At 69.9% G+C, this 26,026-nt stretch carries 32 protein-coding genes and 1 tRNA gene; 25 read left to right on the plus strand and 8 right to left on the minus strand.

The genetic code is table 11. The features are described 5' to 3' along the window. Positions 1-5: 5 nt before the first annotated feature. The 8 genes from FLP10_RS15150 to FLP10_RS15185 all read left to right on the plus strand — a co-directional run bounded on the left by FLP10_RS15150 (position 6) and on the right by FLP10_RS15185 (position 6,278). Positions 6-320, plus strand: a complete 315-nt coding sequence (locus FLP10_RS15150) for a hypothetical protein (RefSeq protein WP_149161629.1) — start codon at positions 6-8, stop codon at positions 318-320. Further along, positions 320-964, plus strand: coding sequence for a recombinase family protein (locus tag FLP10_RS15155; RefSeq protein WP_149161630.1), 645 nt, complete (start codon positions 320-322; stop codon positions 962-964). The genes FLP10_RS15150 and FLP10_RS15155 overlap by 1 nt, the downstream gene beginning before the upstream one ends. 148 nt (positions 965-1,112) lie before the next feature. Further along, positions 1,113-1,361 carry a hypothetical protein gene (locus tag FLP10_RS15160; RefSeq protein WP_149161631.1) on the plus strand — a complete coding sequence of 83 codons (249 nt, stop codon included), beginning with the start codon at positions 1,113-1,115 and terminating at the stop codon, positions 1,359-1,361. Further along, complete coding sequence (locus FLP10_RS15165; RefSeq protein ID WP_149161632.1) at positions 1,361-2,569, plus strand: tyrosine-type recombinase/integrase; 1,209 nt, start codon at positions 1,361-1,363, stop codon at positions 2,567-2,569. The genes FLP10_RS15160 and FLP10_RS15165 overlap by 1 nt, the downstream gene beginning before the upstream one ends. Positions 2,570-2,598: 29 nt before the next feature. Beyond that, positions 2,599-3,021, plus strand: a complete 423-nt coding sequence (locus FLP10_RS15170) for a hypothetical protein (RefSeq protein ID WP_149161633.1) — start codon at positions 2,599-2,601, stop codon at positions 3,019-3,021. Continuing rightward, positions 3,018-4,280 carry a DUF6575 domain-containing protein gene (locus FLP10_RS15175; protein ID WP_149161634.1) on the plus strand — a complete coding sequence of 421 codons (1,263 nt, stop codon included), beginning with the start codon at positions 3,018-3,020 and terminating at the stop codon, positions 4,278-4,280. Before FLP10_RS15170 ends, FLP10_RS15175 begins: the two co-directional genes overlap by 4 nt. Before the next feature lie 115 nt (positions 4,281-4,395). Beyond that, positions 4,396-5,970 carry a hypothetical protein gene (locus tag FLP10_RS15180; protein ID WP_149161635.1) on the plus strand — a complete coding sequence of 525 codons (1,575 nt, stop codon included), beginning with the start codon at positions 4,396-4,398 and terminating at the stop codon, positions 5,968-5,970. 17 nt (positions 5,971-5,987) lie between these two features. Further along, positions 5,988-6,278 (plus strand): DUF3039 domain-containing protein, encoded by a 291-nt coding sequence (locus tag FLP10_RS15185; RefSeq protein ID WP_149161636.1) that lies wholly within the window; start codon positions 5,988-5,990, stop codon positions 6,276-6,278. Positions 6,279-6,286: 8 nt separating this feature from the next. Here FLP10_RS15185 and FLP10_RS15190 read toward each other — a convergent pair whose 3' ends face one another. The 4 genes from FLP10_RS15190 to FLP10_RS15205 form a co-directional block, all read right to left on the minus strand. Next, positions 6,287-6,517, minus strand: coding sequence for a hypothetical protein (locus tag FLP10_RS15190; RefSeq protein WP_149161637.1), 231 nt, complete (start codon positions 6,515-6,517; stop codon positions 6,287-6,289). A gap of 67 nt (positions 6,518-6,584) precedes the next feature. Beyond that, complete coding sequence (locus tag FLP10_RS15195) at positions 6,585-6,983, minus strand: DUF1761 domain-containing protein (protein ID WP_149161638.1); 399 nt, start codon at positions 6,981-6,983, stop codon at positions 6,585-6,587. 51 nt (positions 6,984-7,034) lie between these two features. Then, entirely contained in the window at positions 7,035-7,988 is a 954-nt protein-coding gene (locus tag FLP10_RS15200; protein WP_149161639.1) for an AraC family transcriptional regulator, read from the minus strand. A 16-nt stretch (positions 7,989-8,004) separates the two neighbouring features. Further along, a complete protein-coding gene (locus FLP10_RS15205) occupies positions 8,005-9,324 on the minus strand; it encodes a nicotinate phosphoribosyltransferase (RefSeq protein WP_149161640.1) in 1,320 nt (439 codons plus the stop codon). Positions 9,325-9,415: 91 nt separating this feature from the next. Here FLP10_RS15205 and murI point away from each other — a divergent pair, with 91 nt between their 5' ends. The 4 genes from murI (at position 9,416) to FLP10_RS15225 (ending at position 12,728) form a co-directional block, all read left to right on the plus strand. After that, complete coding sequence (gene murI / locus FLP10_RS15210) at positions 9,416-10,270, plus strand: glutamate racemase (protein WP_149162290.1); 855 nt, start codon at positions 9,416-9,418, stop codon at positions 10,268-10,270. Positions 10,271-10,344: 74 nt separating this feature from the next. Next, the gene (rph, locus tag FLP10_RS15215) at positions 10,345-11,082 is read left to right on the plus strand and encodes a ribonuclease PH (protein WP_149162291.1); all 738 of its coding nucleotides are present in this window, start codon (positions 10,345-10,347) and stop codon (positions 11,080-11,082) included. 5 nt (positions 11,083-11,087) lie between these two features. Continuing rightward, a complete protein-coding gene (rdgB, locus tag FLP10_RS15220) occupies positions 11,088-11,708 on the plus strand; it encodes an RdgB/HAM1 family non-canonical purine NTP pyrophosphatase (protein ID WP_149161641.1) in 621 nt (206 codons plus the stop codon). Between the two features lie 90 nt (positions 11,709-11,798). Further along, positions 11,799-12,728: a cation diffusion facilitator family transporter gene (locus tag FLP10_RS15225; RefSeq protein WP_149161642.1), complete on the plus strand. Its 930-nt coding sequence runs from the start codon at positions 11,799-11,801 to the stop codon at positions 12,726-12,728. Between the two features lie 30 nt (positions 12,729-12,758). Here FLP10_RS15225 and FLP10_RS15230 read toward each other — a convergent pair whose 3' ends face one another. Beyond that, complete coding sequence (locus tag FLP10_RS15230; RefSeq protein ID WP_168209212.1) at positions 12,759-13,541, minus strand: DedA family protein; 783 nt, start codon at positions 13,539-13,541, stop codon at positions 12,759-12,761. Between the two features lie 140 nt (positions 13,542-13,681). Then, complete coding sequence (locus FLP10_RS15235) at positions 13,682-14,338, minus strand: biliverdin-producing heme oxygenase (RefSeq protein WP_149161643.1); 657 nt, start codon at positions 14,336-14,338, stop codon at positions 13,682-13,684. A 94-nt stretch (positions 14,339-14,432) separates the two neighbouring features. Between FLP10_RS15235 and FLP10_RS15240 the strand changes: the two genes are divergently transcribed. Then, on the plus strand, positions 14,433-15,299 hold the full coding sequence (locus FLP10_RS15240; RefSeq protein ID WP_149161644.1) for an LLM class flavin-dependent oxidoreductase: 867 nt from the start codon (positions 14,433-14,435) through the stop codon (positions 15,297-15,299). A gap of 3 nt (positions 15,300-15,302) precedes the next feature. Here FLP10_RS15240 and FLP10_RS15245 read toward each other — a convergent pair. Beyond that, positions 15,303-15,384: transfer RNA gene (locus tag FLP10_RS15245), tRNA-Leu, on the minus strand. Positions 15,385-15,526: 142 nt separating this feature from the next. Between FLP10_RS15245 and FLP10_RS15250 the strand changes: the two genes are divergently transcribed. From FLP10_RS15250 to FLP10_RS15280, 8 genes are all read left to right on the plus strand, one after another. Continuing rightward, positions 15,527-16,108, plus strand: coding sequence for a hypothetical protein (locus FLP10_RS15250; protein ID WP_210418419.1), 582 nt, complete (start codon positions 15,527-15,529; stop codon positions 16,106-16,108). 99 nt (positions 16,109-16,207) lie between these two features. Beyond that, positions 16,208-17,437, plus strand: a complete 1,230-nt coding sequence (locus FLP10_RS15255) for a TadA family conjugal transfer-associated ATPase (RefSeq protein ID WP_210418420.1) — start codon at positions 16,208-16,210, stop codon at positions 17,435-17,437. Beyond that, complete coding sequence (locus FLP10_RS15260) at positions 17,434-18,297, plus strand: type II secretion system F family protein (protein WP_149161646.1); 864 nt, start codon at positions 17,434-17,436, stop codon at positions 18,295-18,297. The genes FLP10_RS15255 and FLP10_RS15260 overlap by 4 nt, the downstream gene beginning before the upstream one ends. Beyond that, positions 18,294-19,229 carry a type II secretion system F family protein gene (locus FLP10_RS15265; RefSeq protein WP_342780546.1) on the plus strand — a complete coding sequence of 312 codons (936 nt, stop codon included), beginning with the start codon at positions 18,294-18,296 and terminating at the stop codon, positions 19,227-19,229. The genes FLP10_RS15260 and FLP10_RS15265 overlap by 4 nt, the downstream gene beginning before the upstream one ends. Before the next feature lie 60 nt (positions 19,230-19,289). After that, positions 19,290-19,481, plus strand: a complete 192-nt coding sequence (locus tag FLP10_RS17775) for a hypothetical protein (RefSeq protein WP_246150047.1) — start codon at positions 19,290-19,292, stop codon at positions 19,479-19,481. A gap of 44 nt (positions 19,482-19,525) precedes the next feature. Then, positions 19,526-19,867 (plus strand): TadE/TadG family type IV pilus assembly protein, encoded by a 342-nt coding sequence (locus FLP10_RS17780; RefSeq protein WP_246150048.1) that lies wholly within the window; start codon positions 19,526-19,528, stop codon positions 19,865-19,867. Further along, a complete protein-coding gene (locus FLP10_RS15275) occupies positions 19,842-20,324 on the plus strand; it encodes a TadE family protein (protein WP_246150049.1) in 483 nt (160 codons plus the stop codon). Before FLP10_RS17780 ends, FLP10_RS15275 begins: the two co-directional genes overlap by 26 nt. Continuing rightward, on the plus strand, positions 20,324-20,821 hold the full coding sequence (locus FLP10_RS15280; RefSeq protein WP_149161649.1) for a pilus assembly protein TadG-related protein: 498 nt from the start codon (positions 20,324-20,326) through the stop codon (positions 20,819-20,821). Before FLP10_RS15275 ends, FLP10_RS15280 begins: the two co-directional genes overlap by 1 nt. 47 nt (positions 20,822-20,868) lie before the next feature. Here the strand turns inward: FLP10_RS15280 and FLP10_RS15285 are convergent, their stop codons facing one another. Further along, positions 20,869-22,161, minus strand: a complete 1,293-nt coding sequence (locus FLP10_RS15285; protein ID WP_149161650.1) for an MFS transporter — start codon at positions 22,159-22,161, stop codon at positions 20,869-20,871. A gap of 64 nt (positions 22,162-22,225) precedes the next feature. Here FLP10_RS15285 and prfB point away from each other — a divergent pair, with 64 nt between their 5' ends. From prfB to smpB, 4 genes are all read left to right on the plus strand, one after another. After that, the gene (gene prfB / locus FLP10_RS15290) at positions 22,226-23,335 is read left to right on the plus strand and encodes a peptide chain release factor 2 (RefSeq protein WP_149161651.1); all 1,110 of its coding nucleotides are present in this window, start codon (positions 22,226-22,228) and stop codon (positions 23,333-23,335) included. 68 nt (positions 23,336-23,403) lie between these two features. Next, positions 23,404-24,486: a cell division ATP-binding protein FtsE gene (gene ftsE / locus FLP10_RS17785; protein WP_246150050.1), complete on the plus strand. Its 1,083-nt coding sequence runs from the start codon at positions 23,404-23,406 to the stop codon at positions 24,484-24,486. Beyond that, entirely contained in the window at positions 24,483-25,394 is a 912-nt protein-coding gene (gene ftsX / locus FLP10_RS15300) for a permease-like cell division protein FtsX (RefSeq protein WP_149161652.1), read from the plus strand. The genes ftsE and ftsX overlap by 4 nt, the downstream gene beginning before the upstream one ends. A gap of 140 nt (positions 25,395-25,534) precedes the next feature. Continuing rightward, a complete protein-coding gene (smpB, locus tag FLP10_RS15305; protein ID WP_149161653.1) occupies positions 25,535-26,011 on the plus strand; it encodes an SsrA-binding protein SmpB in 477 nt (158 codons plus the stop codon). Positions 26,012-26,026 lie beyond the last annotated feature (15 nt).

A 26,026-nucleotide genomic window follows, 5' to 3' on the forward strand; every position in this document is an offset into this window, starting at 1 on the left:
ACCCCGTGTCGAACACCAAGAAGCCCGAGCTCGCGGCCTACGCCGAGAAGGCGATCACGCCGGTCATGCGCGACTACATCGCGTGGCTGGAGAAGGAGACCGGCTACAAGGTCGATCCGGTCTCGGTGCAGCTGTCCTCGATGCTCCGCCCCGCGTTCCAGAAGTCCCCGGGCAACCAGAATCGCATCGCGGACGCGGCCGAGCGAGCCGCCGCACGCAGGAGCGCACGCGCGGCCAAGGCTGCCGAGCCGATGTCCGAGAAGCCCGCGCCCAAGGCCGTGCGCTCCCGCAAGCCCGCCACCCCGAAGGCGGGTGCGTGATGCACATTCTCGGCTATGTCCGCGTCTCGACCGAGGAGCAGGAGCGCTCCGGGCTCGGTGTCGAAGCGCAGACCGACGCGATCCTCACCGAGTGCGAGCGGCGCGGGTGGGATGTGGAGATGATGGCCGACCTGGGCGCGTCGGGGAAGCACGTCAACCCGCAGCTTCGCCGAGCGCTGGACCTGCTCGCGTCGGGGCAGGCGGACGGGCTGATTGTCGCCAAGCTCGACCGGCTCGCTCGCTCCGTCCGGCACGCGTCCGCGATCATCGATGACGCGATCCACAGCGGATGGTCCCTCATCGTCCTCGACAACGCGCTCGATCTGACCACGCCGGGAGGCCGGGCGATGGCGAACATGCTCGCCACGTTCGCCGAGTTGGAGCGCGACCTCATCTCCTCCCGCACCAAGGAAGCCCTCGCCGCGCGGAAGGCTCGCGGCCTCGACAACGGGCGGAAGACCGCCATCCCATCCGGGGTGCTGCGGCGGATCGTGCTCTCCCGCGACGCAGGCGCCAGCTTCGGCCGCATCGCCCGCGAACTGACCACCGAGGGCATCCTCTCGCCGACCGGGCTGCCCGACTGGCACGAGTCCACCGTGCGCCGCGCCTACGGCAGCGCCAAGAGCAAGGAGACCGCAGCATGAGCCGCCGCCGACACCGCGACATCCCTGGACCCGTCGCCCCGGAGATTCCCATGACCGCCGAACAGATCATCGACATCTGCCGCTTCGTCGGGTTCTCCGCTCTCGACACCGCGAAGCTGCTCGTCTCCCTCGGCTACCGGGCTCCACGATGACCAGCCCCGGCGAACTCAACCTGACCCCGCGCACCGCAGGCAAGCGCGCCGCCGACCTCAAAGTCGGAGACGTCGTACTGGAGAGCAGCGCCCACCCAGCGCGCATTGTCCGCCTGACCTACACCAGCAGCCGCGTCCACGTGTACTGCCGGTACATCTGGCAAGCCACCCGCGAACCCGACTGGAAGCTCGGCCAGTACCGACCCGACGCCCGACTCGAAGTCGCAAAGAAGGGCGAGTACTGATGGCCCACGTGAGGGCGGTCGAGCGGAAGAACGGCGTCGCCTACGAGGTCAGGTGGAGAGAGGGCGGAAAGGAGCGCCAGCGCACGTTCTCGGTGAAGCGCGACGCCGTGCGACATGCTCACAATGTCGAGACGGCGCTGGCGAGCGCGACGACCACTGAACCACTGACGCGAGGCAAGACGTATCGGGAGGTTGCAGAAGCGATGCTCGCCGCGCAGGAGTCGCGGCTGAAGCGGGGCACGCTGTTGCAGTACAAGGCGCTCTACGAGGGACGCATCTTCCACGAGTTCGGCGGACAGCGGATCGCTCGGATCGACTCGGCCAGGATTCAGGACTGGATCACGGCGCTCACGGCCGCAGGTCTTGCACCGAACACCGTCCGGAACCACTACATTGCCCTGAACAAGGTGTTCGTGTACGCCGTGAAGCACCGGCTCATCACCCACAACCCATGCCCCGCGGTCACGCTGCCGCGGATGGTGCACAAGGACGACTTCGCGCCCGTCTTCCTGACGATCGCAGAGGTCGGGGCCGTCGCTGCCGAGGTCGATCGCCACGCGCCGGGGTCCAGCTACGGGCTGTTGATCCAGTTCGCCGCGAGCACCGGCCTTCGCGCAGCCGAGATTGCAGGGTTGCGTGTGCGGGACGTCAACTTAACCGCCGGCCATGTCGAGGTCCGCCAGACCCTGAAGAAGATTGCGGGGGAGTGGACGGTGCTCACGCCCAAGTCGCGCCGTTCCACCCGCGACGTCCCGTTGCTCGACCGCGGGCTCATCGCCGACCTGAAGCTCTATCTCTTGCAGCACCCACGGAGCGGCGACCCGGATGCACTGTTGTGGGCGGGGCTCCGCTTCGGACGGCACCCTGCAGGCGTCAGCCCGCTGGACTACTCCCGACCCGTCTCGACGGCGGCCGTGCGGATGGGCTACCTTGTCCCCGCAGCCAAGCGCCTCGGGATCGCAGATCACATGCGGCTGCACGACCTGCGCCACACGTACGCGAGCCTGATGCTCGCCGCAGGGTTCCAGCCGTGGCAGGTGGCCCGCTGGCTCGGCCACGCCAACGTCTCTACGACCGACGCCGTCTACGCACACCTGTACCCGAGCGACTACGCCGTCGAGGTAGAGAGGTTCGAGGCGTTCGTGTCGGACGTTGACAATAGCGTTGGCCCCAGATCGGGGGAGATCGGAATGAACGGGATGGATTAGCTGCTGTGTGGACCGTTACGCTGGCGCGGATGACTGAATCCGACCCGATCGGGCTCGGCAACCAGCCGGATGATGAATGGCCCGATTGGTTCCCGCCCGGCTGCCCGCCCCCTGCTGCGGTCCCTGCCGTAGGAGAGTTCTTCAGACTCGTCGAAGGTGACGATGTCGTGGAGGAGGACTTCATTTCCCACTACGAGCGGTCTCTCTCGGGAGGTCGCCGCTTCTGGAAGGATGACGTACAGGCATCGTCGTGCAGCCTCTTCCAGGATCGGGTCGATGCCGACGAAACGCGTCGGGCGATCGGTTCGCTTCGGGATAAGAGAGTGGCTCGGGGAAGCATCTCCGGCTCGGGGCAGATGCAACACACACCAAGCAGCCGCGCTCAGTCGCATCACAGCTGGTGGAGGCCCACCGGTGACCATGCGTGGGAAAGCTTTTCGGTGACCCCATGAGCTGGATAAGTGGCACGCCGATGGGCGAAGTCGATGTAATCGAAGTCCTCGTTGAGTACGACGGACCTCGGGTCGTCATCGCGCAGTCGACCACGGATCAGTATTACCTTGCAGGTTGGGCCAAAGAGGCATCGGACGCGGACACATGGTTGTTCGTTCCTATCTCACGCGCACGAATCCCTATGGTCCGTTCAGGTGGCGTGGACCTGCGGTCGGCATTCACTCATCCAGAAGGCGTCGTCTACATCCTGCACATCCCTTTGGATGAAGTTGAGCCCATTGCCTTCGAGATTGCGAACGGCACCCACCTACCGGAGGAATGGCTTCCAGACAAGGACTATCGTCTAGACCTTCCCACTCCGACGCTGCCGCCTGCCGCCGACGGGCCAGAGATTGAGCGCCTCGCGCGTCAGGAGGGACGGGCTCGCTTCCGACTGCGAGTGCATATGGCCGACAAGCTCAGGAGCGAAGCTCCAACTCGTCGAATCGGCGAGTTGCTAGTCGCTGCTCAGAATGTCTTCGACAACATTGGGTACTCGCAGATTCAGGCCGCGCCCTCTCAGTCTGGTCGGATCCCGAAGGAAATCGTTGGTCTCATGGCGACCGACCTGGTGGGAGTCTCGGCTGCGAGCTTCGTGGTTGAGCTTGGTTCGGCCGATGGCGTCGACCTCTTCGGCGATTCGCCCTTCACCCGCGCGGCCAGCACTCTTGTCGACCTCCTTGCGGTCGATCTGCCAGGTGAAGAACTGATCAGCATGCTTGCGGACCTACGTCCACGAGGAGCCAAGAGCTTCCGCAACTTTGTGAATGAACTTGCTGCTACGGGCGCCGACGTGACCGTGGCTGTCGCAGGTGTGGCCGATGGGTATCGAGCCGCAGACCTCTCCGCTGAACAGGTTGACAACCTGCGTGCACTGTTGAATCAAATCCTGCCGGACGACGCGCTCGAGATCCGCGGACGTATGCGCCTCTACCGCTTTGACATGGCACGAAAGCTATTCGGCCTCAAGGATCTCTTCGACGGCGCAGACTACGAGGGCGCGATCGCGAGCAGAGCGCTGCCTCAGATGGATCACGCGACATCCAACGCTGTCTATGACGTCGTGATCACGGCCACAGTGCAATTCGATCAAGCCGTCGGTGACCGCAAACCTCGGTACGTACTGGAGCAGCTTGTGGAGAGCGAATCTGAGGTGCCGCTCCAAGCGACCGTCGAGGTCATCGATAGCGCTGGGACTAGCCTTCCAGATATCGGTTGACGCCGTGCTATCCCGGTAGGCTCGATTCACGGCAACGAGGGGACGCGGGGTAAACGCGGGGATGACGCAAGCGACAGTGACCGAACTGCCCAGTAAATCACTGGGGAGTCGGGGGATGACGGCACAGTTTCTCCGACTGAAGCTGCAGCTGCTCGCGAACATCTTCCGGCGGAGCCCGTGGCAGGTCGTGGGCATCGTGCTGGGGCTGGTATACGGTCTCGGGCTCGCGGTGCTGCTGTTCGGCACGCTCGTCGGGCTGCGGTTCGCCGACGACGTGCAGCTCATCCGCGACGGCATCGTCGTGGCCGGGGCCGTCACCGTCGTCGGATTCGCCCTCGTTCCGCTCGTGTTCGGCGTCGACGACACCCTCGACCCACGCCGCTTCGCGCTGTTCGGCATCGGCGATCGGCCGCTCGCGTTCGCTCTCGCGGTGACGGCCGTCGTCGGCATCCCCGCGCTGGTGCTGGCGATCGTGCTGGTCGGCACCGTCGCGACCTGGAGTCGCGGCTTCGGCGAGACGATCCTCGCGATCCTCTCGGCGGTGCTCGCGTTCGGCACCTGCCTGATGCTGGCCCGGGTGTCGACCTCGCTCGCGTCGCTGCTGCTCGCGACCCGACGTGCCCGCGAGATCTCGGGCGTCGTCGGCCTGGTGCTCATCGTCATGCTCTCGCCGGTGATCGTTGTGCTCGCGTCGATCGACTGGGCCCGCCAGGGAGTGCGGGTGCTCGAGCAGATCGCGGGAGTGCTGTCGTGGACCCCGCTCGGCGCGGCGTTCGCGGTGCCCGGCGACGCCGCATCGGGTGCATGGCTGCCCGCCCTCGTCAAGCTGCTGATCGCCGCCGCGACGCTCTGGCTCATCTGGCTCGCATGGGCGCGCCTCGTCGCCCTCATGCTCGTGACGCCCGGTCGCGAGGCGACGAGCCGGGCGTATCGCGGGCTCGGATGGTTCGACCGCACGCCCGGCACGGCGTGGGGGGCGATCATGGCGCGCAGCCTCACCTATTGGTTCCGCGACGCGAGGTACTGGGTGTCGCTCATCATGGTGCCGCTCGTGCCGGTGTTCGTCATCGTGCCGCTCGCGATCGCCGGGGTGCCCGGCGAGTACCTGCCGCTCATCCCGGTTCCGCTCATCTGCCTGTTCCTCGGTTGGACACTGCACAACGACACCGCATACGACTCGACGGCGGTCTGGCTGCACGTCGCATCGGGGGTTCGCGGGGCATCCGACCGGCTCGGTCGCATCGTGCCCGTGCTGATCGGCGGCATCGTCGTCATCGGCCTGGGCAGCGCCGTCACGGCGTTCGTGCTCGACGATTGGCGCGTGCTGCCGAGCGTCATCGGCGTGAGCTCGGCGCTGCTGCTGTCTGGGCTCGGTGTCGGGGCGTTCAGCTCCGCGCAGTTCCCCTACCCGGCGGTCAAGCCGGGCGACAGCCCGTTCCAGCAGCCGCAGTCGACGGGCGCGATCACCGCGCTCGTGCAGTCGATCACCATGATCGGCGCCGGCCTGTTCGCGGTGCCGGCACTGTGGTTCGGATACCTCGGGCTGTTCGTCGACCCGTCCTGGCACGTCGTGTCGCTGGTCTCCGGCACCGGTCTCGGGCTGCTGGTGCTGATCGGCGGCATCCTGCTCGGCGGATTCGTGTTCCAGCGCCGCGGACCCGAGATCCTCGCTGCCGCCGTTCGCGCGTAGCCGCGTAGAATCGGGGGATGGTCCAGACCCCGCGCGCGAGCATCGCCGACCCCGATCAGCCCGGCGGCGGCACGAGCGTGCTCGATCGCGAACTCGAGAAGCTCCTCGAAGAAGAGCAGCACATCGAGCCCGGCGACCACGAGCGCTTCTCCCACTACGTGAAGAAGGAGAAGATCCTCGAGTCGGCGCTCACCGGCAAGCCCGTCAAGGCACTCTGCGGCAAGAAGTGGACGCCCGGGCGCGACCCCGAGAAGTTCCCCGTCTGCCCGACCTGCAAAGAGATCTACGAGCGGATGAAGCGCCAGTAGCGAGGCGGTCAGTCGTTCTCGGCCAGGGGCGTCTCGCCGTCGGTGTGGTTCGCCGTCTCCCGGTCCGAGGTCTCGGTCGACGGATTCGCACCGTGCCAGTGGCCGCCGCGCGCCTGCGTCCACCGGTCGGTACGGTGAGCCCGCTCGGCGGCTGCGTTCTCGGGCTGGGCGTTTCCGGGCTCGGCGTCGCGCTCGGCCTCGCCCCGCTCGGCCCCGTCGCCCTGGTCATGTCTGCCCATGAGCGCAGGCTAGCCCCGTCGCATGTACGCGCTCACAGCAACCAGGGCCCGGCGCACGGCGGCGCGCTCACGCGGCCTGGAACGCACCGACGATCGCGCCCATCGCGGTGAACACGATCGCGTTGTAGCCGCCGTTGATGAGAAACCACGTGAGCGACCGGCGTTCGAACAGCGCGTTCACGCCGAATGCCGCAGCCACCCAGGCGACACCGGCGGCAGCACCCGCCAGCGCACCGAACGCGACGCCGTTCGAGCCGATGAACGCCGCCAGCGTCACCGCCGTCACGAGCGAGAGGACGAACGTGCCGACGAACGCGCGCACCACGCCGCCGCGCAGTGCCTCATCCGAGACCCCGGCGGCGCGCTGCCACGGCCTGGCGAGCAGCACCGAGTACCAGAGCCCGCCTACGGCGAACGCCGACACTGCGGCGAGCGCGACGCCCCACCAGTTGATGTCGATCGACATGCGCGGCTCCTCCGCTTCGAGCGGGGAGATCGGATGCCCCGCGGCAGGAGGCTATCGACGCGCAGCGGCCGGGGGCTTGTACGAAGTTGACCCCGAACTCGGCTTCGACTTCGACTTCGACTCCGACTTCGACTCCGACTCCGACCGCGACTCCGACCGCGAGGATCGGGCCGCAATCGGCACCTCGTCGAGCGGCACGAAGCTCGCCGCATCGGGCCCGAACTCGCGCACGAGCGCGAGGTACTCGCCCGGTGCGAGGCCGCTGAAGCGGCGGAACGCGCGGATCACGTGGGGCTGGTCGTAGTAGCCGGATGCCGCAGCCGCATCCGCCCAGGTCGGCATCGTCTCGCCGATGGGCAGTGCCGAGACGAACCGGTGGAACCGCAGCAGTTCGGCGTACCGCTTCGGCAGCATGCCGCATGCGGCGCGCACGTGGGCGAGCAGCGTGCGGTGCGAAACGCCCGCCTGCACCGCGAGCTCGCCGATCCGCCGCTGCGGGTCGGCCGCGAGCGCCGCGAGCAGGGCGGTGGCGATCGGGTCGGCCTCGATACCGGCGCGCCGCCGCGAGCGCAGGAAGGATTCGAGCGCGTCGAGCGCCTCGGCGGGCTCCAGTGCGGCGCGATCGCGCAACTCGGCCGCGAGTTCGGCAGCGCCGGGCAGCACCGCTTCGGCGGCGAGCACCCGGCCGGTGACCTCCGACGGAGGGACGCTGGTGAACGCGCGCAACCCCTGGGGGGTGAACTCGACGCCGACGTGCCGGATGACGGGCGGGCTCTCGATGACGAGATACTCCGACTGGATGCCCGAGACGAACGCGTCGTCGACGCGCACCGCCTCACCCTGGCGATCGAACAGCCGGTACGGCGCCGACAGGTTCACGATCGCGTGCACGTACGGCAGCGGCAGGATCTTCTCGTACGGCCGCGGGCGCGGCACCTCCTGGTACCAGAGCCGCGTCACGAACTCCTGCCACTCGGGCGGAGCCTCGCGCGACTGGAAGGTCATCGTCGTGGCGACGAGGTCACCGGTACGTCGTCGGAATCGCCGGTTCGCCGCGAGCGAGGCGGAACGCCTCGATCGGCAGTTCCTGCATCACCTCGGCGCGGTGCGCCCGCGCGGCCTGCGTTCCGGCGACGCCCGTGTACGAGGCATCCGGTTCGCCGTCGACCATCAGCTGCACCATCAGCGGGCGCAACCGATCGCCCGACTCGAACTCGGGTTCGCCCTCGGGGCCGTCGCCGACGAACACGAGCTCCTCGCGCGCGGTGCGTGTCGAATCGAGCCGGCGAGCCGCGTTCTTGCGCCCGCCGACCGACACCTTCGAGGCCGACGCCTTGGCCACCGACACCCACTCACCGGCGTCGTCGCGGCGCGCGACCAGCTTGTAGACCATCCCCGCGGCAGGATGCCCCGACCCGGTCACGACCGAGGTGCCCACGCCGTACGAGTCGACGGGCGAGCCCGACATCGCGGCGATGGTGTACTCGTCGAGGTCGCTGGTGACCGTGATCTTCGTGTTCACCGCGCCGAGCGCGTCGAGCTGCTCGCGCACCGCGACCACGACGGTGGGCAGGTCGCCCGAGTCGATGCGCACGGCGCCGAGTTCGGGCCCCGCGACCCGCACGGCGGTCTCGACGCCGCGCTCGATGTCGTAGGTGTCGACGAGCAGCGTCGTCTTCGGGCCGAACGCGGCGACCTGCGCGCGGAACGCCGCCTCTTCACTGTCGTGCAGCAGCGTGAAGGCGTGTGCCGCGGTGCCCATCGTGGGGATGCCCCAGGTGCGCCCCGCCTCGAGGTTCGAGGTGGCGTCGAATCCTGCGATGTACGCGGCCCGCGCCGCGGCGACCGCCGACCGCTCGTTCGTGCGGCGCGAGCCCATCTCGGCGATCGGCCGGCCGAGCGCGACCGACACCATGCGCGCCGCCGCACTCGCCACCGACGAGTCGAAGTTGAGGGTCGAGAGCACCAGCGTCTCGAGCATGACGGCCTCGGCGAACGTGGCCTGCACCGTGATGAGCGGCGACCCCGGGAAGTACGCCTCGCCCTCGCGGTACCCCCACACGTCGCCGTGGAACCGGTAGTCGGCGAGCCAGTCGAGCGTCGCGGGGCGCACGACCTCGTTCGCGCGCAGCCACTCGAGTTCGGCGTCGTCGAACCGGAACCGCTCGATCAGCTCGAGCAGCCGACCGGTGCCCGCGACGACGCCGTAGCGGCGCCCGCCCGGCAGCGAACGGGCGAAGCCCTCGAACAGGCTCTCGCGGTGGGCGGTGCCGTCGAGCAGGGCGGCGTCCACCATCGTGAGCTCGTAGCGGTCGGTGAAGAGGGCAGCTGAGCCGGTCACGCAGACGAGCCTAGCGATCGGATGCCGCGCACGGCGCCGTGGCGGAGCATCCGATCTCGCCGTCGAGCCGGAGCATCTAGGCTTGGAGACCGTGACGGACCAGCCGATCGGGATCTTCGACTCAGGAGTCGGCGGTCTCACGGTGGCCCGAGCCGTGAAAGACCAACTGCCCAACGAGTCGATCCTCTACGTCGGCGACCTCGCGCATTCGCCCTATGGCCCCAAGAAGATCGCGGATGTCCGGCGCTACGCGCTCGCCGTGATCGACGATCTGGTCGCCCAGGGCGTGAAGATGGTCGTGATCGCGTGCAACACCGCGTCGGCGGCGATGCTCCGCGACGCGCGCGAGCGCTACGACGTGCCGGTGGTCGAGGTGATCCAGCCCGCGGTGCGACGCGCGGTCGCCACGACACGCAACGGTCGCGTCGGCGTCATCGGCACCGCCGGCACGGTGCAGTCGCGGGCCTATGACGACGCGTTCGCGGCGGCGCCCCACCTCGAGCTGTTCTCGCAGGCGTGCCCCCGGTTCGTCGAGTTCGTCGAGGCCGGCGTGACGACCGGCGACGAACTGCTGAGCGTCGCCGAGGAGTACCTGGCGCCGCTGAAGCGCGCCGACATCGACACGCTCGTGCTCGGCTGCACCCATTACCCGTTCCTGAAGGGCGCGATCTCGTACGTCATGGGCGAAGAGGTCGCGCTGGTGTCGAGCGATGTCGAGACCGCGAACGACGTGTACCGCGTGCTGGTGTCGACCGGCCTCGAACGTCGCGCGCCCGCCCCGCCCGAGTACCGCTACGAGGCCACAGGCGGCTCGACGAGTGCGTTCCTCGACCTCGCCCACCGGCTCATCGCCCCCGAGATCCCGAGCGTCGAGCTCGTCCAGACCGGCGCCATCACCCTGCCCAGAACCCCGCAGAGCACTCATTCGAGAGGACCGCATTCGTGACCGACGCATCCGTGCAGCCCGAAGCATCCGTGCAGCCCGAAGCATCCGTGCAGCCCGAGGCATCCGCCCCCGCCGTGGTGCGCGCCGACGGGCGCGCGCCCGACCACCTGCGCGACGTGACCATCGAACGCGGCTGGAGCGCGCACGCCGAAGGCAGCGCGCTCATCTCGTTCGGGCGCACCAAGGTGCTCTGCACCGCGAGCTTCACGAACGGCGTGCCGCGCTGGATGAACGGCTCGGGCAAGGGGTGGGTCACCGCCGAGTACGCGATGCTGCCGCGCTCGACCAACACCCGCAACGATCGCGAGAGCGTGAAGGGCCGCGTCGGCGGGCGCACGCACGAGATCAGCCGGCTCATCGGCCGATCGCTGCGCGCCGTCGTCGACACCAAGGCGCTCGGCGAGAACACCATCCAGATCGACTGCGACGTGCTGCAGGCCGATGGCGGCACCCGCACCGCCGCGATCACGGGCGCCTACGTGGCGCTCGCCGACGCGATCGAGTGGGCCCGCGGCAAGAAGTTCATCGGGCAGCGCGCGACGCCGCTCATCGACACGGTGTCGGCGGTGTCGGTCGGCATCATCGACGGCACGCCCATGCTCGACCTCGCGTATGTCGAAGACGTGCGCGCCGAGACCGACATGAACGTCGTCGCGACCGGCCGCGGCCTCTTCGTCGAGGTGCAGGGCACCGCCGAGGGCGCGCCGTTCGACCGCCGCGAGCTCGACGCGCTGCTCGACCTCGCGCTCGGCGGCACCGCCGATCTCGCGCGCATCCAGACCGCCGCGCTCGCCGCGGCGCAGGGGGAGTGAGCCGGATGCCCCTCGAGATCGTGCTCGCCACGCACAATCCCGGCAAGGTGGCCGAGTTCCAGAAGATGGTCGCCGAGCACCTGCCCGACGTCACCGTGCTGGCGTACCACGGGCCCGAGCCCGTCGAGGACGGCACGACCTTCGACGAGAACGCCCTGCTGAAGGCGCGCGCCGCGGCCGCGCACACCGGCCGCATCGCACTGGCGGATGACTCGGGCCTCTGCGTCGACATCATGAACGGCGCCCCCGGCATCTTCTCGGCGCGCTGGTCGGGGCACCGCGCCGATTCCGACTCGAACATCCGGCTGCTGCTCGAGCAGCTCTCCGACGTGCGACGGCCGCATCGCGACGCGCACTTCCACTGCACGCTCGCGCTGGTCGTGCCGGCGGGCGAACCGACCGTCGAGCCCCGCGAGGTGCTCGCCCATGGCGAATGGCCCGGCCAGATCGCCTACGAGCCGCGCGGATCGTACGGGCACGGCTACGATCCGATCTTCGAGCCCGACGGGCGTGAGATCACGGCGGCCGAACTGCCTCCGGCCGTGAAGAACGCCGAGAGCCACCGTGCCAGGGCATTCGGCGAGCTGCTGCCGAACCTGGCCGAGCTGGCCGCGCAACGCGGCTGAGCGAGACGCCGGCTGCGCGGCTGAGAACGCTACTCATTCCCACTTCCATCTGGGCCTGACCGGGGATTTCCGACCTAGGCTGGAGTGGCCATGAGTCACTCGCATTCGCACTCCCACGACGTCGCCGGCGGCAACCGCGCCCGCATCGTGGTCGCCATCGCGATCATCGGCGCGTTTCTCGTGGTGCAGGTCGTCGGTTCGCTGATCAGCGGGTCGCTGGCCCTGCTCGCCGACGCGGGCCACATGGCGGGCGACCTCGTCGGGCTCCTCGTCGCGCTCGGCGCGGCGATCATCGCTGCGCGCCCCGCGAACGACCGGCAGACCTACGGATTCCAGCGGTTCGAGGTGTTCGGCGCGCTCGTGAACGGGGTCGTCCTCGTAGTGGTGGCCGTCGCCGTCACGATCGGTGCCATCGACCGGCTGGTGACGGGCGCGACCGGCGACGCGCACGAGGTGCAGGGCGTGCCCATGCTCGTCGTGGCCGTTGCAGGCCTCGCCGCGAACATCGCCGCGATGCTCGTGCTGCGCTCGGGCGCGAAGGACTCGATCAACGTGCGCGGCGCCTACCTCGAGGTACTCGGCGACACGATCGGCTCGATCCTCGTCATCGCGGCGGCCGGAGTCATCCTGCTGACCGGGTGGCACGCGGCCGACCCGATCGCGTCGCTCGCGATCGCCGCGCTCATTCTGCCGCGCGCGGTGCTGCTGCTGCGCGACGTGCTGCGGGTGCTGAGCCAGGCGGCGCCGGCCGACGTGCGCGTCGCCGACATCCGCGAGCACCTGCTGCGCACGCCCGGGGTGCTCGATGTGCACGACGTGCACGTCTGGGCCATCACGACGGGCGCCCACGTGTTCAGCGCCCATGTCGTCGCCGAACCCGAGGCGCTTGCCGGCGAACGACAGCAGTGCCTGCTCGACGACCTCGGCGACTGCCTCGCCGGCCACTTCGATGTCGCGCACTCGACGTTCCAGCTCGAGTCGGCCGAGCACGCGGCGCACGAGCATCCGTCGCACGCGTAGCAGCGCGTCGGGGTCGGGTGGAGGCGGCGGCTACCGCTGGTCGTCGTGCTGGTGGTCGTCGGGCTGCGGCCCGCGGTCGAAGACGTCGGGGTCGAGCACCAACTCTTTCGCCTCGTCGGCGTCGGTGACCACGTCTTCGCCGGCCGCCGCCGCCTTCTTGGCCTTCGACCGCTCGCGGAAGTAGTGCCAGAGCGTGACGATCGCGGTGCCGCCGACCGCGGCCAGCAGGATGAGGTCGATGTACTCCTCGACGAACCACGCGATCGGCGGAATGAAGCCGATCAGATAGCCGAACATCGTGAGCCCGAAGCCCCACAGCACCGCACCGATCAGGTTGTAGATCGTGTATTTGCCCTTGTGCATATGGCCGACGCCGGCCGCGACCGGGGCGAATGTGCGCACGATGGGCACGAACCGGGCGAGGATGATCGTCAGCCCGCCGAAGCGTTCGAAGAACGCGTTGGTGCGTTCGACGTTCTTCACGCTGAACAGGCCCGATTCCTTGCGCTCGAAGATCGCCGGGCCCCCCTTGTGGCCGATGTAGTACCCGGCTTCACCGCCGAGGAACGCCGCCAAGCCGATGAGCAGCGCGACCCACCACACCGAGATGCCGAACACGCCGTGCTCGGAGCCCGGGATCGGGTGCGAGAGCAGGCCCGAGATGACCAGCAGCGTGTCGCCGGGCAGCAGGAAGCCGACGAGCAGCCCCGTCTCGGCGAACACGATGAAGCACACGACGAGCAGCGCCCACGGCCCCGCCGCACCGATGATCGTCTCGGGGTCGAGCCACGGAATGAGGGCGGTGTGGATCACGGAGGCTCCTGTCGTCGTCGGACGCGGCGGACGCCGGGTCACGGGCGGCGGTGTGCGAGCAGTCTACCGAGACGACGGGTGCTCGCCTGGGTGCGAGCACTGAGAATCAGCCGAACGTATGACGTCGGAATCGGCGAGGATCAGGCCGCGAGCGCCTCGAAGATCGCGCTGTTGAAGCGGAACGATGCACGCACCTCGTCGACGAGCCGGTCGACCTGCTCGGGGTCGAGCGCGAGCGCGTTCATCGCCTCGCGATAGCGGCGCTTGTAGCGCACCGGGCCCTCGTCGCCGAGGTCGAAACGGTAGAACGAGAGCTGCTCGGGAGTCGCGTCGTAGTGGCGCCCGACGAGCGCGGCGATCGCCTGACCGCCCGACAGGTCGCCGAGGTACCGCGTGTAGTGGTGCGCGAGGTAGCGCACGTCGTCGTCGGCGATCGCGCGCAGGTGCGCGGCGTACTCGGCGGTCGCGGGAAGCGGCGGGTGGCTCGCGCGCCAATCGGATGCCCCGAGCGCCGCCAGGTCGGACTCGATCGCCGCCATGCGCGCGAGCGCGGGATCGAAGACCGCCGGGTCGCCGTCGCGGGCGCCGCGCGACTCGAGGGCCTCGTAGACCCAGGCGAACTGGGCGAGGTACCGGGTGTAGTCGGCGAGCGAGAGCTCGCCGCCCATGAGGGCGGTGACGAAACCGCGCGTCTCGGCGGCTCGGTGGTCGTCGGCGGAGGCGGCGCGCACCAGGGCGGCGACATCGAGGGGTTCGGTGGCGGAGTCCGCGTACGGCGTGGGTGGTGCGATCGTCATCGAGGGCCCTCTCGACTCGGGTTTGGTAAGGCTTACCTCACATCGGGTGATTCACATCGTACGGGATGTCGGACGGTGTGCCTACCGTCGAGCTATGCGGTATGGATGCATCTTCACGGGCGATGATCCCGAGCTGGCCGTCGAACTCGCCGAACTCGCCGAGGCGAGCGGGTGGGACGCGTTCTTCGTGTGGGAGGGGGTGTGGGCGACCGATCCGTGGTCGGTGCTCGCCGCAGCAGCGGTGCGCACGCATACCATCCGGCTCGGCACCATGCTCACCCCGGTGCCCCGTCGACGCCCGTGGGAGCTCGCAGGCCAGACCATGACGGTCGACCGGTTGAGCGGCGGGCGGGTCATCCTCTCGGCCGGGCTCGGGGTTCCGCAGCAGGTCGAGCCGCGGTTCTGGCTGTACGACGACGACCCCGGGCGGCGCACGCGGGCCGAGCAGCTCGACGAGTCGCTCGAGCTGCTCGAGCGCATGTGGCGCAGTGAGTCGTTCGCCTTCGACGGCCGGCACTACCGGGCGCGGGCCGCCGAGCAGCTGCTGCCGCCCGCGGCGGTGCAGCAGCCGCGCATCACGACCTGGGTGGTCGGCGTCTGGCCGCGCCCGCAGTCGATGCGGCGGGTGGCGCGGTTCGACGGCTGGATCCCGAACTACGCACCGCCCGGCGCCGACGTCGCGCCCGAGGCATCCGGCTACACCCCCGCGGTCGCCGCCGAGGCGATCGCCTGGATCCGCGCCGAACGCGAGCGACTGGGTCTGGCCGACCGACCCTTCGACGTCACCCACGAGGGCACGACGACCGGAACCGATGCGGCGGCCGACGCCGGGGTCGTGCGCCCCTGGGCCGACGCCGGCGTCACCTGGTGGCTCGAAGCCGACTGGTCGGTGCCCCCCGAGCGTGTCGAGGCGCACGCGCGAGCCCGTATCGCTGCGGGGCCGCCGCGAATCGAGGTGTGACCGTGCGGAAGGAGGGACTCGAACCCTCACGCCCGAAGGCACAGGAACCTAAATCCTGCGTGTCTACCGGTTTCACCACTCCCGCGAGTGCCCGATCAGTCTAGGTGGGTGCGGGCGGGTCGGCCCGTCGTCACGCGCTCGCGCGGTCCGGTCGATGGCTCGACCGTGTGCCGAACACCGGGTTCCGAACCTGTGAGGCGTACATCTGCGAGGCGTACCGTCCAGTCATGACGACACAGACGAAGACGACCGCCGCGGGCAACGGCTCGCTCGGGCTGGGATCGGTGTTCCTCGGATCCCTGCCCACCACGCTCCTCACCGACGAGGCGCCCGACCGGTACACGGTCGAGGCCGTGTTCACCCGTCGCCCCGAGCGCGAGGAGGTCGAGCAGATCGCCGGCGCCGGAACGCGCTCCGTGCTCAGCCAGGCGGGCTACCCGACCGTCGAGGTGACGGTCTCCGATCGTCGTCTGGCGATCGCGAACACCAACCTCGAAGAGCTCCGCGACGGCCTCGCCGCGACGATCGCGCGGCGCCTCTCCGACATCAGCGTCGATGTGCGGGCGCGCCGTGAGGTCGCCGATGCGCGGTTCAAGGATGCCTCGGAGCACGAGCACGTCCGTTCGACCGCCGTCGCCGCTCTCGCAGGTTCGGTGACGTTCGACGCCCGTCCCGACCTGGCCGACCGCGGTCATGGAGGCCTACACGCGATCAGGAGCGCCGAACTGATCCAGGTCGCTGATCTGGTGCAGGTCGGCGATGGCGGGCAGGTCGGCGATCGGGAGGACGTCGCCGGCCCCGGCCGCTGAGCCTCGGCACGGGTGTCGTCGGCCGCTGATCCTCGGTGAACCCTCACCCGTGTGGATAACTCCGGGGCGCCCCGGACGCTCCGCCGCATGATGGAACGCATGACCGACCCCGTGCGCACCATTGCCGATCGGGTGCGCAGTCGGGTGCTCCGCGAGGGCATCGATCTCACGGTCGATGATCGGCTCGCCGCGCGGTACACGCGCGAAGAGGTGCGCCGATACCACGAGAAGTCGCTCGCCGGAACGCATCGCGAACTCGGCGACGAGGCGGATGCCGAGCGAGAGGTCATGGCGGCGCTGACCGGGTACGGCCCGCTCCAGCCGTTCTTCGACGACCCGAGCGTCGAGGAGATCTGGATCAACGGGCCGGCCCGGGTCTTCGTCGCCCGCAACGGGGTGGCCGAGCTCACCACCGTCGTGCTCGGCGACCGCGAGGTGCGCGAACTCGTCGAGCGCATGCTGCAGCACTCGGGCCGCCGCGTCGACCTGAGCTCGCCGTTCGTCGACGCGTCGCTGCCCGACGGGTCGCGCTTGCACGTGGTCATTCCCGATGTCACGAGGGCGCACCTCGCGGTGAACATCCGCAAGTTCCATCGGTCGTTGCGATCACTCGGTCAACTCGTCGAACTCGACGCCCTCACGCGGCAGGCCGCGGAGTTCCTGCGCATGAGCGTGCTCGCCGGTGCCAACGTGCTGGTGTCGGGCGCGACCCACACCGGCAAGACCACGATGCTGAACGCGATGCTCGCGTCGATCCGGGCGGGCGAACGCGTCGTCACCGTCGAGGAGACCTTCGAGCTCGACCTCGACGTGCGCGACGTCGTCGCCATGCAGTGCCGTCAGCCGAGCCTCGAGGGCACGGGCGAGATCACGCTGCGGCGGCTCGTGAAAGAGGCGCTGCGCATGCGCCCCGACCGACTCGTCGTCGGCGAGGTGCGCGAAGCCGAGAGCCTCGACCTGCTCATCGCACTGAACTCGGGCATTCCGGGCATGTGCACCATCCACGCGAACTCGGCCGTCGACGCGCTCACCAAGCTCTGCACCCTGCCGCTGCTGGCCGGCCGCAACATCGACAGCGCGTTCGTGCTGCCCACCGTCGCCGGGGCGATCGACCTGGTCGTGCATCTCACGATCGACCGCTACGGGCGACGAGGCGTCGAGCAGATCTCCGCGCCGACCGGCCGCGTCGTCGACGGTCTCGTCGAGGCGGTGCCCGTGTTCGCGATGCACGACGGGCGGCTCGTCGCGACCGGGGCGCGGCCCGCACGGCTCACGAAGTACGAGCGCGCCGGGCTCGACCCCGACGTCGTGCTGGGGGAGGCCGCATGAGCATCGTGCTCGGCGCTTCGCTCGGGCTGGGGCTGCTGCTCATGGTGTCGCCCCTGCTCTGGCCGGCACGCGGTGCCACGACGCCATCACGCGTGACCGCGGGCGGGCGCATCCGCGACGAGCTCCGACTCGCAGGCCTCGGCGGCGTGCCCTTCGCCGTGGTCGTGACGATGCTGCTGCTGATCGCCGTGGCGTCGGCTGCGATCGCGCAGGCCGTGTTCTCGCTGCCGATGCTGACGGCGGTCGCCGGGGCGCTCGGACTGCTGCTCGTTCCGTTGCTCGTGCACCGACGGGCGAGCCGTCGGCGCGCGGCGAACCGGGCGGTCTGGCCCGAGGTCGTCGACCACCTCGTCGCCTCCGTGCGAGCCGGAGTGTCGTTGCCCGACAGCGTCGCCGCGCTCGCAGATCTCGGCCCTTCGGCCACACGCGCCGACTTCCAGGCGTTCGCAGCCGACTACGCCCGCACCGGCAGCTTCTCGGTCGCGCTCGATCGACTGAAGGACGCCCTCGCCGACCCCGTGGCCGACCGCCTCGTCGAGACCCTGCGCATGGCCCGCGAGGTCGGGGGTGGCGAGCTCACGTCGGTGCTGCGCAACCTCGCCCGGTACCTGCGCGAAGACGCGGCACTGCGTGGCGAACTGCGCGCCCGACAGTCGTGGATCCGCAACGCGGCGCGGCTCGGCGTGGCCGCGCCGTGGGTGCTCCTCGTCGTGCTCGCGACCAAGCCCGAGACCATCGCCGCATACGACAGCGCTGCCGGCAGCGTCCTGCTGCTCGTGGGCGTCGCCGTGAGCATCGTCGCGTATCGCGCGATGATCGCGCTCGGCCGACTGCCTGAAGAACGCAGGTGGTTCCGGTGACGACCGCCGCCGTCGCGCTCGCGCTCGGCGCCGCGCTCGGCGTGGGCCTGTGGCTCATGCTCTCGGCGGTGCCGCGGCTCGGCCGACCTCGGCTGATGGAACGGGTCGCCCCGTACGTCGCCGACCTGTCGAGCGGTGCCCGAGACCTGCTCGATCGCCGGCCCGCCGATCCCTCGCCAGTGCTCGGGCTCGTCGCGGTGCCCGTGGTCGACGCACTGCGTTCGGCGGTCACTGCGGTCGGCGGCGGCGACGAGGTCGTCGCGAAGCGGCTGCGTCAAGCCGGCTCGAGCACGACCGTCGCGGCGTTCCGCGGGCAGCAGCTCGCGACTGCCGTGATCGGGTTCGTCGTCGCCGGGTTGCTCGTGCTGGTCAGCCCCGGGTTCGCGGTCATGCCGACGATCGGGCGCATCGTCGTGCCGTTCCTCGTCGCGGCCATCGCCGCGATCGGGCGCGACTGGCTGCTGCAGCACACTGCCACCCGGCGTCTCGCGCGGGTCTCGGCCGAGCTGCCGACGGTGCTCGAGTTCCTCGCCCTCAGCCTCACCGCCGGCGAGGGCATGCTCGACGCGCTGCGTCGGGTGGCCCGCACCGGTTCCGGCGAACTGTCCCGCGAGTTCGCGGGGGTCGTGGCCGCGGTCGGCACCGGCGTTCCGCTCGCCGACGCGCTCGCCGAACTGCGCGACGGGCTCGACCACGCCGCACTCACGCGTGCGCTCGATCAGATCCTCGGCGCGCTCGACCGCGGCGCGCCGCTCGCCGCGGTGCTCACCGCCCAGGCCGGCGATGCCCGCGACGAGGCGAAGCGGCAGATCATCGAACTCGCTGGCCGCAAAGAGATCGCAATGCTCGTGCCCCTGATCTTCCTCATCCTGCCGATCACCGTCGCCTTCGCGCTCTTCCCGGGGTACGTCGTGCTCCAGACCGGGTTCTGATGCACGATCGCGGCCTTCCCTTCCATGACTTCCCCCAGCACCTCGATGAAAGGACCCCAGATGCGATCACTCGTCGCGCGCATACACGCCCGACTCCTCACCCTCGACGACGAACGAGGGGATGTGCCCGGGTGGGTGCTCATCACGTTGATGACCGCGGGACTCGTGATCGTGGTCTGGTCGCTCGCAGGACAGGCGCTCGGCGACGTGTTCGACCAGGCGATCAAGCGCGTCACCGGCTTCGGAGGCTGACCCGGCTCGTCGAGGACGAGCGCGGTTCGGCGGTCGCCGAGTTCGTGCTCGTCAGCATCCTGCTCACGACCCTCGCACTCGCTGTCGTGCAGCTCGCGCTCGCGTTGCACGTGCGCAACACCCTCCTCGACGCGGCAGCCGAAGGAGCCAGGTACGCGGCGATCTCGGGCACCACCGACGTCGAGGGCGCCGAGCGCACGCGCGACCTCATCGCCACCGCACTCGGCGACGCCTACGGGCAGCACATCAACGTCGATCGGTCCGACCGCGACGGGGTTCCCACCGTGGCGATCACGGTGCGCGCGACCCTGCCGGTGGTCGGCCTGATCGGCCTCGACCGCGGGTTGGAGGTGACCGGACATGCCGCCGTCGAACTCGTGGAGTGAGTCGATCGAACGGTTTCGCCGCCGAGCGGGCCGCCTGCATGCTGACACCGGCTCGGCATCGCTCGAGTTCCTCACCGTCGGCCTGCTCATGCTCGTACCGCTCGTGTACCTCGTGCTCGCGGTGTCGGCCATCCAAGCCGGCAGCCTCGGCGTCGAAGGCGCCGCACGGCACGCCGCCCGGGTCGCGGTGCTCACCGCCGACGACCCCCGCGCGGCGGTCGAGCGCGCCGTGCACGTGTCACTCGACGACTACGGCATCACGGCGGGCGAGGCATCCGTCACGCTCGACTGCGATCCCGGATGCCGCGAGCCGGGCGCCCGGGTCCGGGTCGATGTCGTCGCGCGCGTCGCGTTGCCGCTCGTGCCCGAGCTGCCGGGCCTCGAGCAGGTCGGCAGCGTCACCGTGCAGGGCACCGCGACGCAGACGGTCTCGCGGTTCGCGGGGGCGGGATCGTGATGGGCGGAGTCGTGCGGCCCGGGATCGTGCGGCGCGGGATCGTGCGGGCGCCGGGTCGCAGGGCAGCGACCGCCGCCCGCGACGACCGCGGATCGACGCTGCCCCTCGTGCTCGTCTACGGGCTCGTGGGCCTGGTGCTCGTGCTCGTCGTGGTCGCGGCGACCTCGCTCTACCTCGATCGCAAGCGGCTGTTCACCCTCGCCGACGGGGCGGCGCTCGCCGCGGCCGAGTCGTGGAGCATCGACTCGGTGCACCTCGACGAGGGCAGGTTCGCGTTCGAGCTCGATCCCGACTGGGTGCATGAGGCGGCCGCGGACTACATCGCCGTCGCGCCGACCGACCTGCACGACCTCGAACTCGTGCGTGCGACGAGCGATGACGGCGTCACCGTGATCGTCACGCTGCGCGCACGCTGGGTCGCCCCGATCAGCGCCGACCTCATTCCGCTCGAGCTGCCGATCGAGGTGACGACGACGGCCCGATCGGTGTTCCGCTGATCGCCACGAGCACGGCTCGGGTGGGGAGCTCGGGTGGGGTGTGCCCGTCAGCCGCGCGCTCGGTGCGGCACGTACCGCGGCACCCAGCGCGCGAGCATCGCGGCGCCGACGAGTCCGAGCACGCCGATACCGGCGCTCGCCGCCGCGATCGACACGGCCGAGGTGACCGCGGCGATCGCGAGCGGCGCGGCGGCCGCACCCGCGTCAGCGATCGTGCGGAACGCGCCCAGGAACGGCGCCGGGTGGCGCTTGGGCGCGAGATCGGCGCCGAGCGTCATCAGGATGCCGCTGGTCAGGCCGTTCGACACGCCGAGCAGCAGTCCCGCGATCGTGAACCAGGTCGCCGCGCCAGGCGCGTCATGTGTGAGCGCGAGCATCAGGTGTCCGGCCGCCAGGCCGATGAGCCCGGGGATCGCGCCCCACAGCCGGCCGAAGCGGTCCATCACCTGGCCGCTCGTGTAGAACAGCGCGAAGTCGATGGTGGCCGACAGGCCGATGACCACCGCAGCCTGCTCGGGCGGCATGCCGATCGACACCGCCCACAACGGAAGGATGACGACCCGGCTCGCCCGCACCGCGGCGATGATGCCGGCCCCCGTGCCGATGCGTGCGAGCACGCCGCGGTGCTGCACCATGGTGCGGAACACGCCGGGAGGCGGGGCATCCGTCGTGCCCGAGGCATCCGTGCCGCCGGCGACCCGCGCGACCGAACCGGTCGCGGTGAGCCCGGATGCCTCGCGCGCGAGCCGCACCGCACCGAAGACCCGCTCGGGGTCGGGCAGCACGAGCAGGATCACCGCGACGAGCGTGCACGCGCCGACCAGCACCCAGAACACGCCGTTCGCGTGCCCCGTCCACGTGAGCAGCGCGGCCGCGACGAATGGGCCGACCGCCCACCCGCCGCGGAACACGCCCGCGAGCGTCGACAGCGCACGGGCGCGCACGCGCGACGGCACGTAACTCGTGAGAAAGGCGTGACGCGCGAGCCCGAACACCGCGCTCGCGAACCCGATCAGGAACACCCCCACGCCGAGCGCCCACACCGTCGGCACGAGCACGGCGAGCAGCGTCGCCCCGAGCGTGAGCGCGGTGGCCGCGAGCATCGCCGCGCGTTCGCCGACCTTCGCGACGAGCCAGCCCGCCGGCAGGTCGCCGCAGAGCTCGCCGACCATCACCATCGCGGCGACGAGGCCCGCGAGCGCGAGCGAGGCGCCGCGGTCGGTGGCGATCACGGGGATGACCGGGATGATCGCGCCCTCGCCGATGGAGTACACGAAGGTCGGCAGATAAGCCGGGAGGATGATCGATCGCCAGGTGAATGGGGGAACCGTGGACGACATCGCCTTCGACGCTACACCCGCGCGAGACGTCCGACCGGCCCTGCTCGCGTAGGCTGGGGACGCCATGCTGGATTCTGACTTCACGCAGGAGATCGCCGCCCTGCGGTCCACCTTCAACGACATCCGCGCCGTCGTCGACGTCGACGCCCTCGAGGCCGACATCGCGCGACTCAACGACGAGGCCGGTGCCCCCGACCTGTGGGACGACCCCGCGAACGCGCAGAAGGTGACGAGCGCGCTCAGCCACCGACAGTCCGAGCTCAAGCGCATCACCGGCATCGAGCAGCGCATCGACGACCTCGAGGTGCTGGTCGAGCTCGCGAACGAGGCCGACGACGCAGAGAGCGAGTCCGAGGCGCGCGCCGAGCTCGTCGCGCTGCAGAAGGCGGTCGGCGACCTCGAGGTGCAGACCCTGCTCGACGGCGAGTACGACGACCGCGGGGCCGTCGTCACGATCCGCTCGGGCGCCGGCGGCGACGACGCGACCGACTTCGCCGAGATGCTCATGCGCATGTACCTGCGCTGGGCCGAGCGGCACGGGTACCCCGTGAAGGTGCTCGACACGTCCTACGCCGAGGGAGCGGGCATCAAGTCGGCGACCTTCGAGATCGACGCGCCCTACATCTACGGCACGCTCAGCGTCGAAGCGGGCACCCACCGGCTCGCGCGCATCAGTCCGTTCGGCGGCGCCGACAAGCGCCAGACCAGCTTCGCCGCGGTCGAGGTCATCCCCGTGATGGAAGAGGCGGTCGAGGTCGAGGTTCCCGAGTCCGATATCCGCGTCGACGTGTTCCGCTCGTCAGGCCCGGGCGGGCAGTCGGTCAACACCACCGACTCCGCCGTGCGCATCACCCACCTGCCGACGGGCATCGTCGTGTCGATGCAGAACGAGAAGTCGCAGATCCAGAACCGCGCCGCCGCGATGCGCGTGCTGCAGACCCGCCTCCTGCTGCTGAAGCGCGAGGAGGAGGCGGCGCAGAAGAAGGAGCTGGCCGGCACCATCACCGCGAGCTGGGGCGACCAGATGCGCTCCTACTTCCTCTACGGCCAGCAGCTCGTGAAAGACCTCCGCACCGGGTACGAGGTCGGCAACCCCGCGGTCGTCTTCGACGGAGACCTCGATGGGCTCATCGCCGCCGGCATCAAGTGGCGCAAGCGCAAGAGCGACGACTGACGCTCGGGTGAGATCGGCTGGGGTGTCGCTGCTGCGAATCCCGTGATGCCTGCCTAGGCTCGAACGCGATGATCCGCTTCGACTCCGTCACCAAGTCCTATCCCGGGCAGTCCAGACCGGCGCTCGACGAGGTCGACCTCGAGATCCTGCGCGGCGAGTTCGTGTTCCTCGTCGGCGCATCGGGGTCGGGCAAGTCGAGCTTCCTGCGGCTGATCCTCAAAGAGGAGAAGCCGACCAGGGGCACGATCCACGTGCTCGGCCAAGACCTCGGTTCGATCTCGACGCGCAAGGTGCCGTACTTCCGGCGGAGCCTCGGGGTGGTCTTCCAGGACTTCCGGCTGCTGCCGAACAAGAACGTCTTCGAGAACGTCGCGTTCACCCTTCGGGTGATCGGCAAGTCGCGCGGGTTCATCCACCAGGCGGTGCCCGAGACCCTGAAGCTGGTCGGCCTCGACGGCAAGGGCAAGCGGATGCCCCACGAACTGTCAGGCGGTGAGCAGCAGCGCGTCGCGATTGCGCGGGCCATCGTGAACAAGCCGCAGATCCTGCTCGCCGACGAGCCGACGGGCAACCTCGACCCGGTCACGAGCGCGGGCATCATGACCCTGCTCGAGCGCATCAACGCGGGCGGCACGACGGTCGTCATGGCCACGCACGAGGCCGGCATCGTCGACCAGATGCAGCGCCGCGTCATCGAGCTGTCGTCGGGCGAGGTGGTGCGCGACGAACGCGCCGCCGGATACGACGGCGAGACGGTGCGCGAGTTCGAGCCCGCCGACCTCGACACGGTCACCGCGGCGGCGCCGAAGGTGACCCCCGAGGTCATGCGCGACGCCGAGCCCCTCTACGTCGAACCCGAGGCCACCGATGACGTCACCGACGAGGCGGCCGAGATCACGGCGGCCGCGACGGGCGTCATCGCGGTCGATCGGGCCGCGCTCGCGGGTGAAGGCGGTGAGGCGGATGCCGCGGGGCACGCCGACGGCGAGGCATCCGGCGATGGCGCGGTATCCGGTTCGGGCGAGGCATCCGATCGCGAGGCCGCCGCCCAAGCTGCCCCGCCGCGCACCCTTGCCGAGCGACTGGGCCTGCGCGCGCCCGCCGGGCCCAGAGCCGATGACGACGACCAGGAAGTGGGGCCGACCTCATGAGGGCCGGGTTGGTGATCGGCGAGGCGGCGAACGGACTGCGCCGCAACGTCACGATGGTGGTGTCGGTCGTGCTCGTCACGTTCGTGTCGCTCACGTTCGTGGGCACTGCCGCACTGCTGCAGTTGCAGATCGGGCAGATGAAGAGCTACTGGTACGACCGCGCCCAGGTCGCGGTGTACCTCTGCACCTCGCTCAGCGAAGCGCCCGGGTGCGTCGACGGCGAGGCGACCGACGAGCAGAAGGGCGCGGTCGAGGCCCAGCTCGAGTCCGACACGCTTGCGCCATATGTCGACGAGTACTACTTCGAGGATCACGAGCAGGCGTACGAGAACTTCCAGGAGCAGTTCGAGGGCACGCCCGCGGCAGAGTACGTGACGCCCGAGGTGCTGAACGAGACCTACTGGGTGAACCTCACCGACCCCGGCGAGGCCGACGTGCTGGTCGAGTCGCTGGCGGGCATGCCCGGCGTCGAGTCGGTGAGCGACCAGCGACGACTGCTCGACCAGATCTTCGACGTGCTGAACGCCGCCAGCTACACCGCGATCGCGGTCGCGGCGATCATGCTCGTCGCGTCGGCGCTGCTCATCGCCACGACCATCCGGCTGTCGGCGTTCTCGCGGCGGCGCGAGCTCGGGATCATGCGCCTCGTCGGCGCGTCGAACCGGTTCATCCAGACGCCGTTCGTGCTCGAGGGCGTGTTCGCCGGGCTGATCGGGTCGGTGCTCGCCGGCGCCGCGGTGCTGGCGATCGTGCAGTTCTTCGTGCAGGGGTTCCTCGCCGACACGCTCTCGTTCACGTTCGTCGACGTCGCCGACGCGTGGATCGTGGTGCCGCTGCTCATCGTGGTGGGCGTGCTGCTCGCGGCGATCTCGGCGGGTATCGCGATCCGGCGGTACCTGCGGGTGTAGCGGCGCGCCGCGTGCGCGACGGACGAAGCCCGCGCTGGGCGTGCGCCGTTCGCCGCCTGGCGGTGGGCTAGACTGAACGGCTGCCCGGCGCTCGCCGAGGCATCCGATCGACGCCACCGTCACCACCGAAGGAGCGAGCCGTGCCCAAGGAACGCGGTCAGAAGGTCGTCGCGACCAACCGCCGGGCGCGCCACGACTACCTCATCGAGGACACCTACGAGGCGGGCCTCGTGCTCACCGGCACCGAGGTGAAGTCGCTGCGCGAGGGCCGCGCGTCGCTCGTCGACGGGTACGCGTTCATCGACGGCGGCGAGATGTGGCTCGATGCGGTGCACATCCCCGAGTACACCGAGGGCACCTGGAACAATCACGCGCCGCGGCGCAAGCGCAAGCTGCTGCTGCACAAGCAGGAGATCATCAAGATCTCGCATCGCACCGCGCAGGGCGGCTACACGCTCATTCCGCTGCAGATCTACTTCAGCGACGGGCGGGCGAAGGTCGAGCTCGCGGTCGCGAAGGGCAAGCGCGAGTACGACAAGCGCCAGACGTTGCGCGAGAAGCAGGACAAGCGCGAGGCCGACCGTGCCATCGCGACACGCCAGCGGGTGGGGGAGTAGGGCGGCGCGTGCGCG

Origin of the sequence: Agromyces intestinalis (assembly GCF_008365295.1) — a bacterium.
In the GTDB taxonomy this organism is placed as follows: domain Bacteria; phylum Actinomycetota; class Actinomycetes; order Actinomycetales; family Microbacteriaceae; genus Agromyces; species Agromyces intestinalis.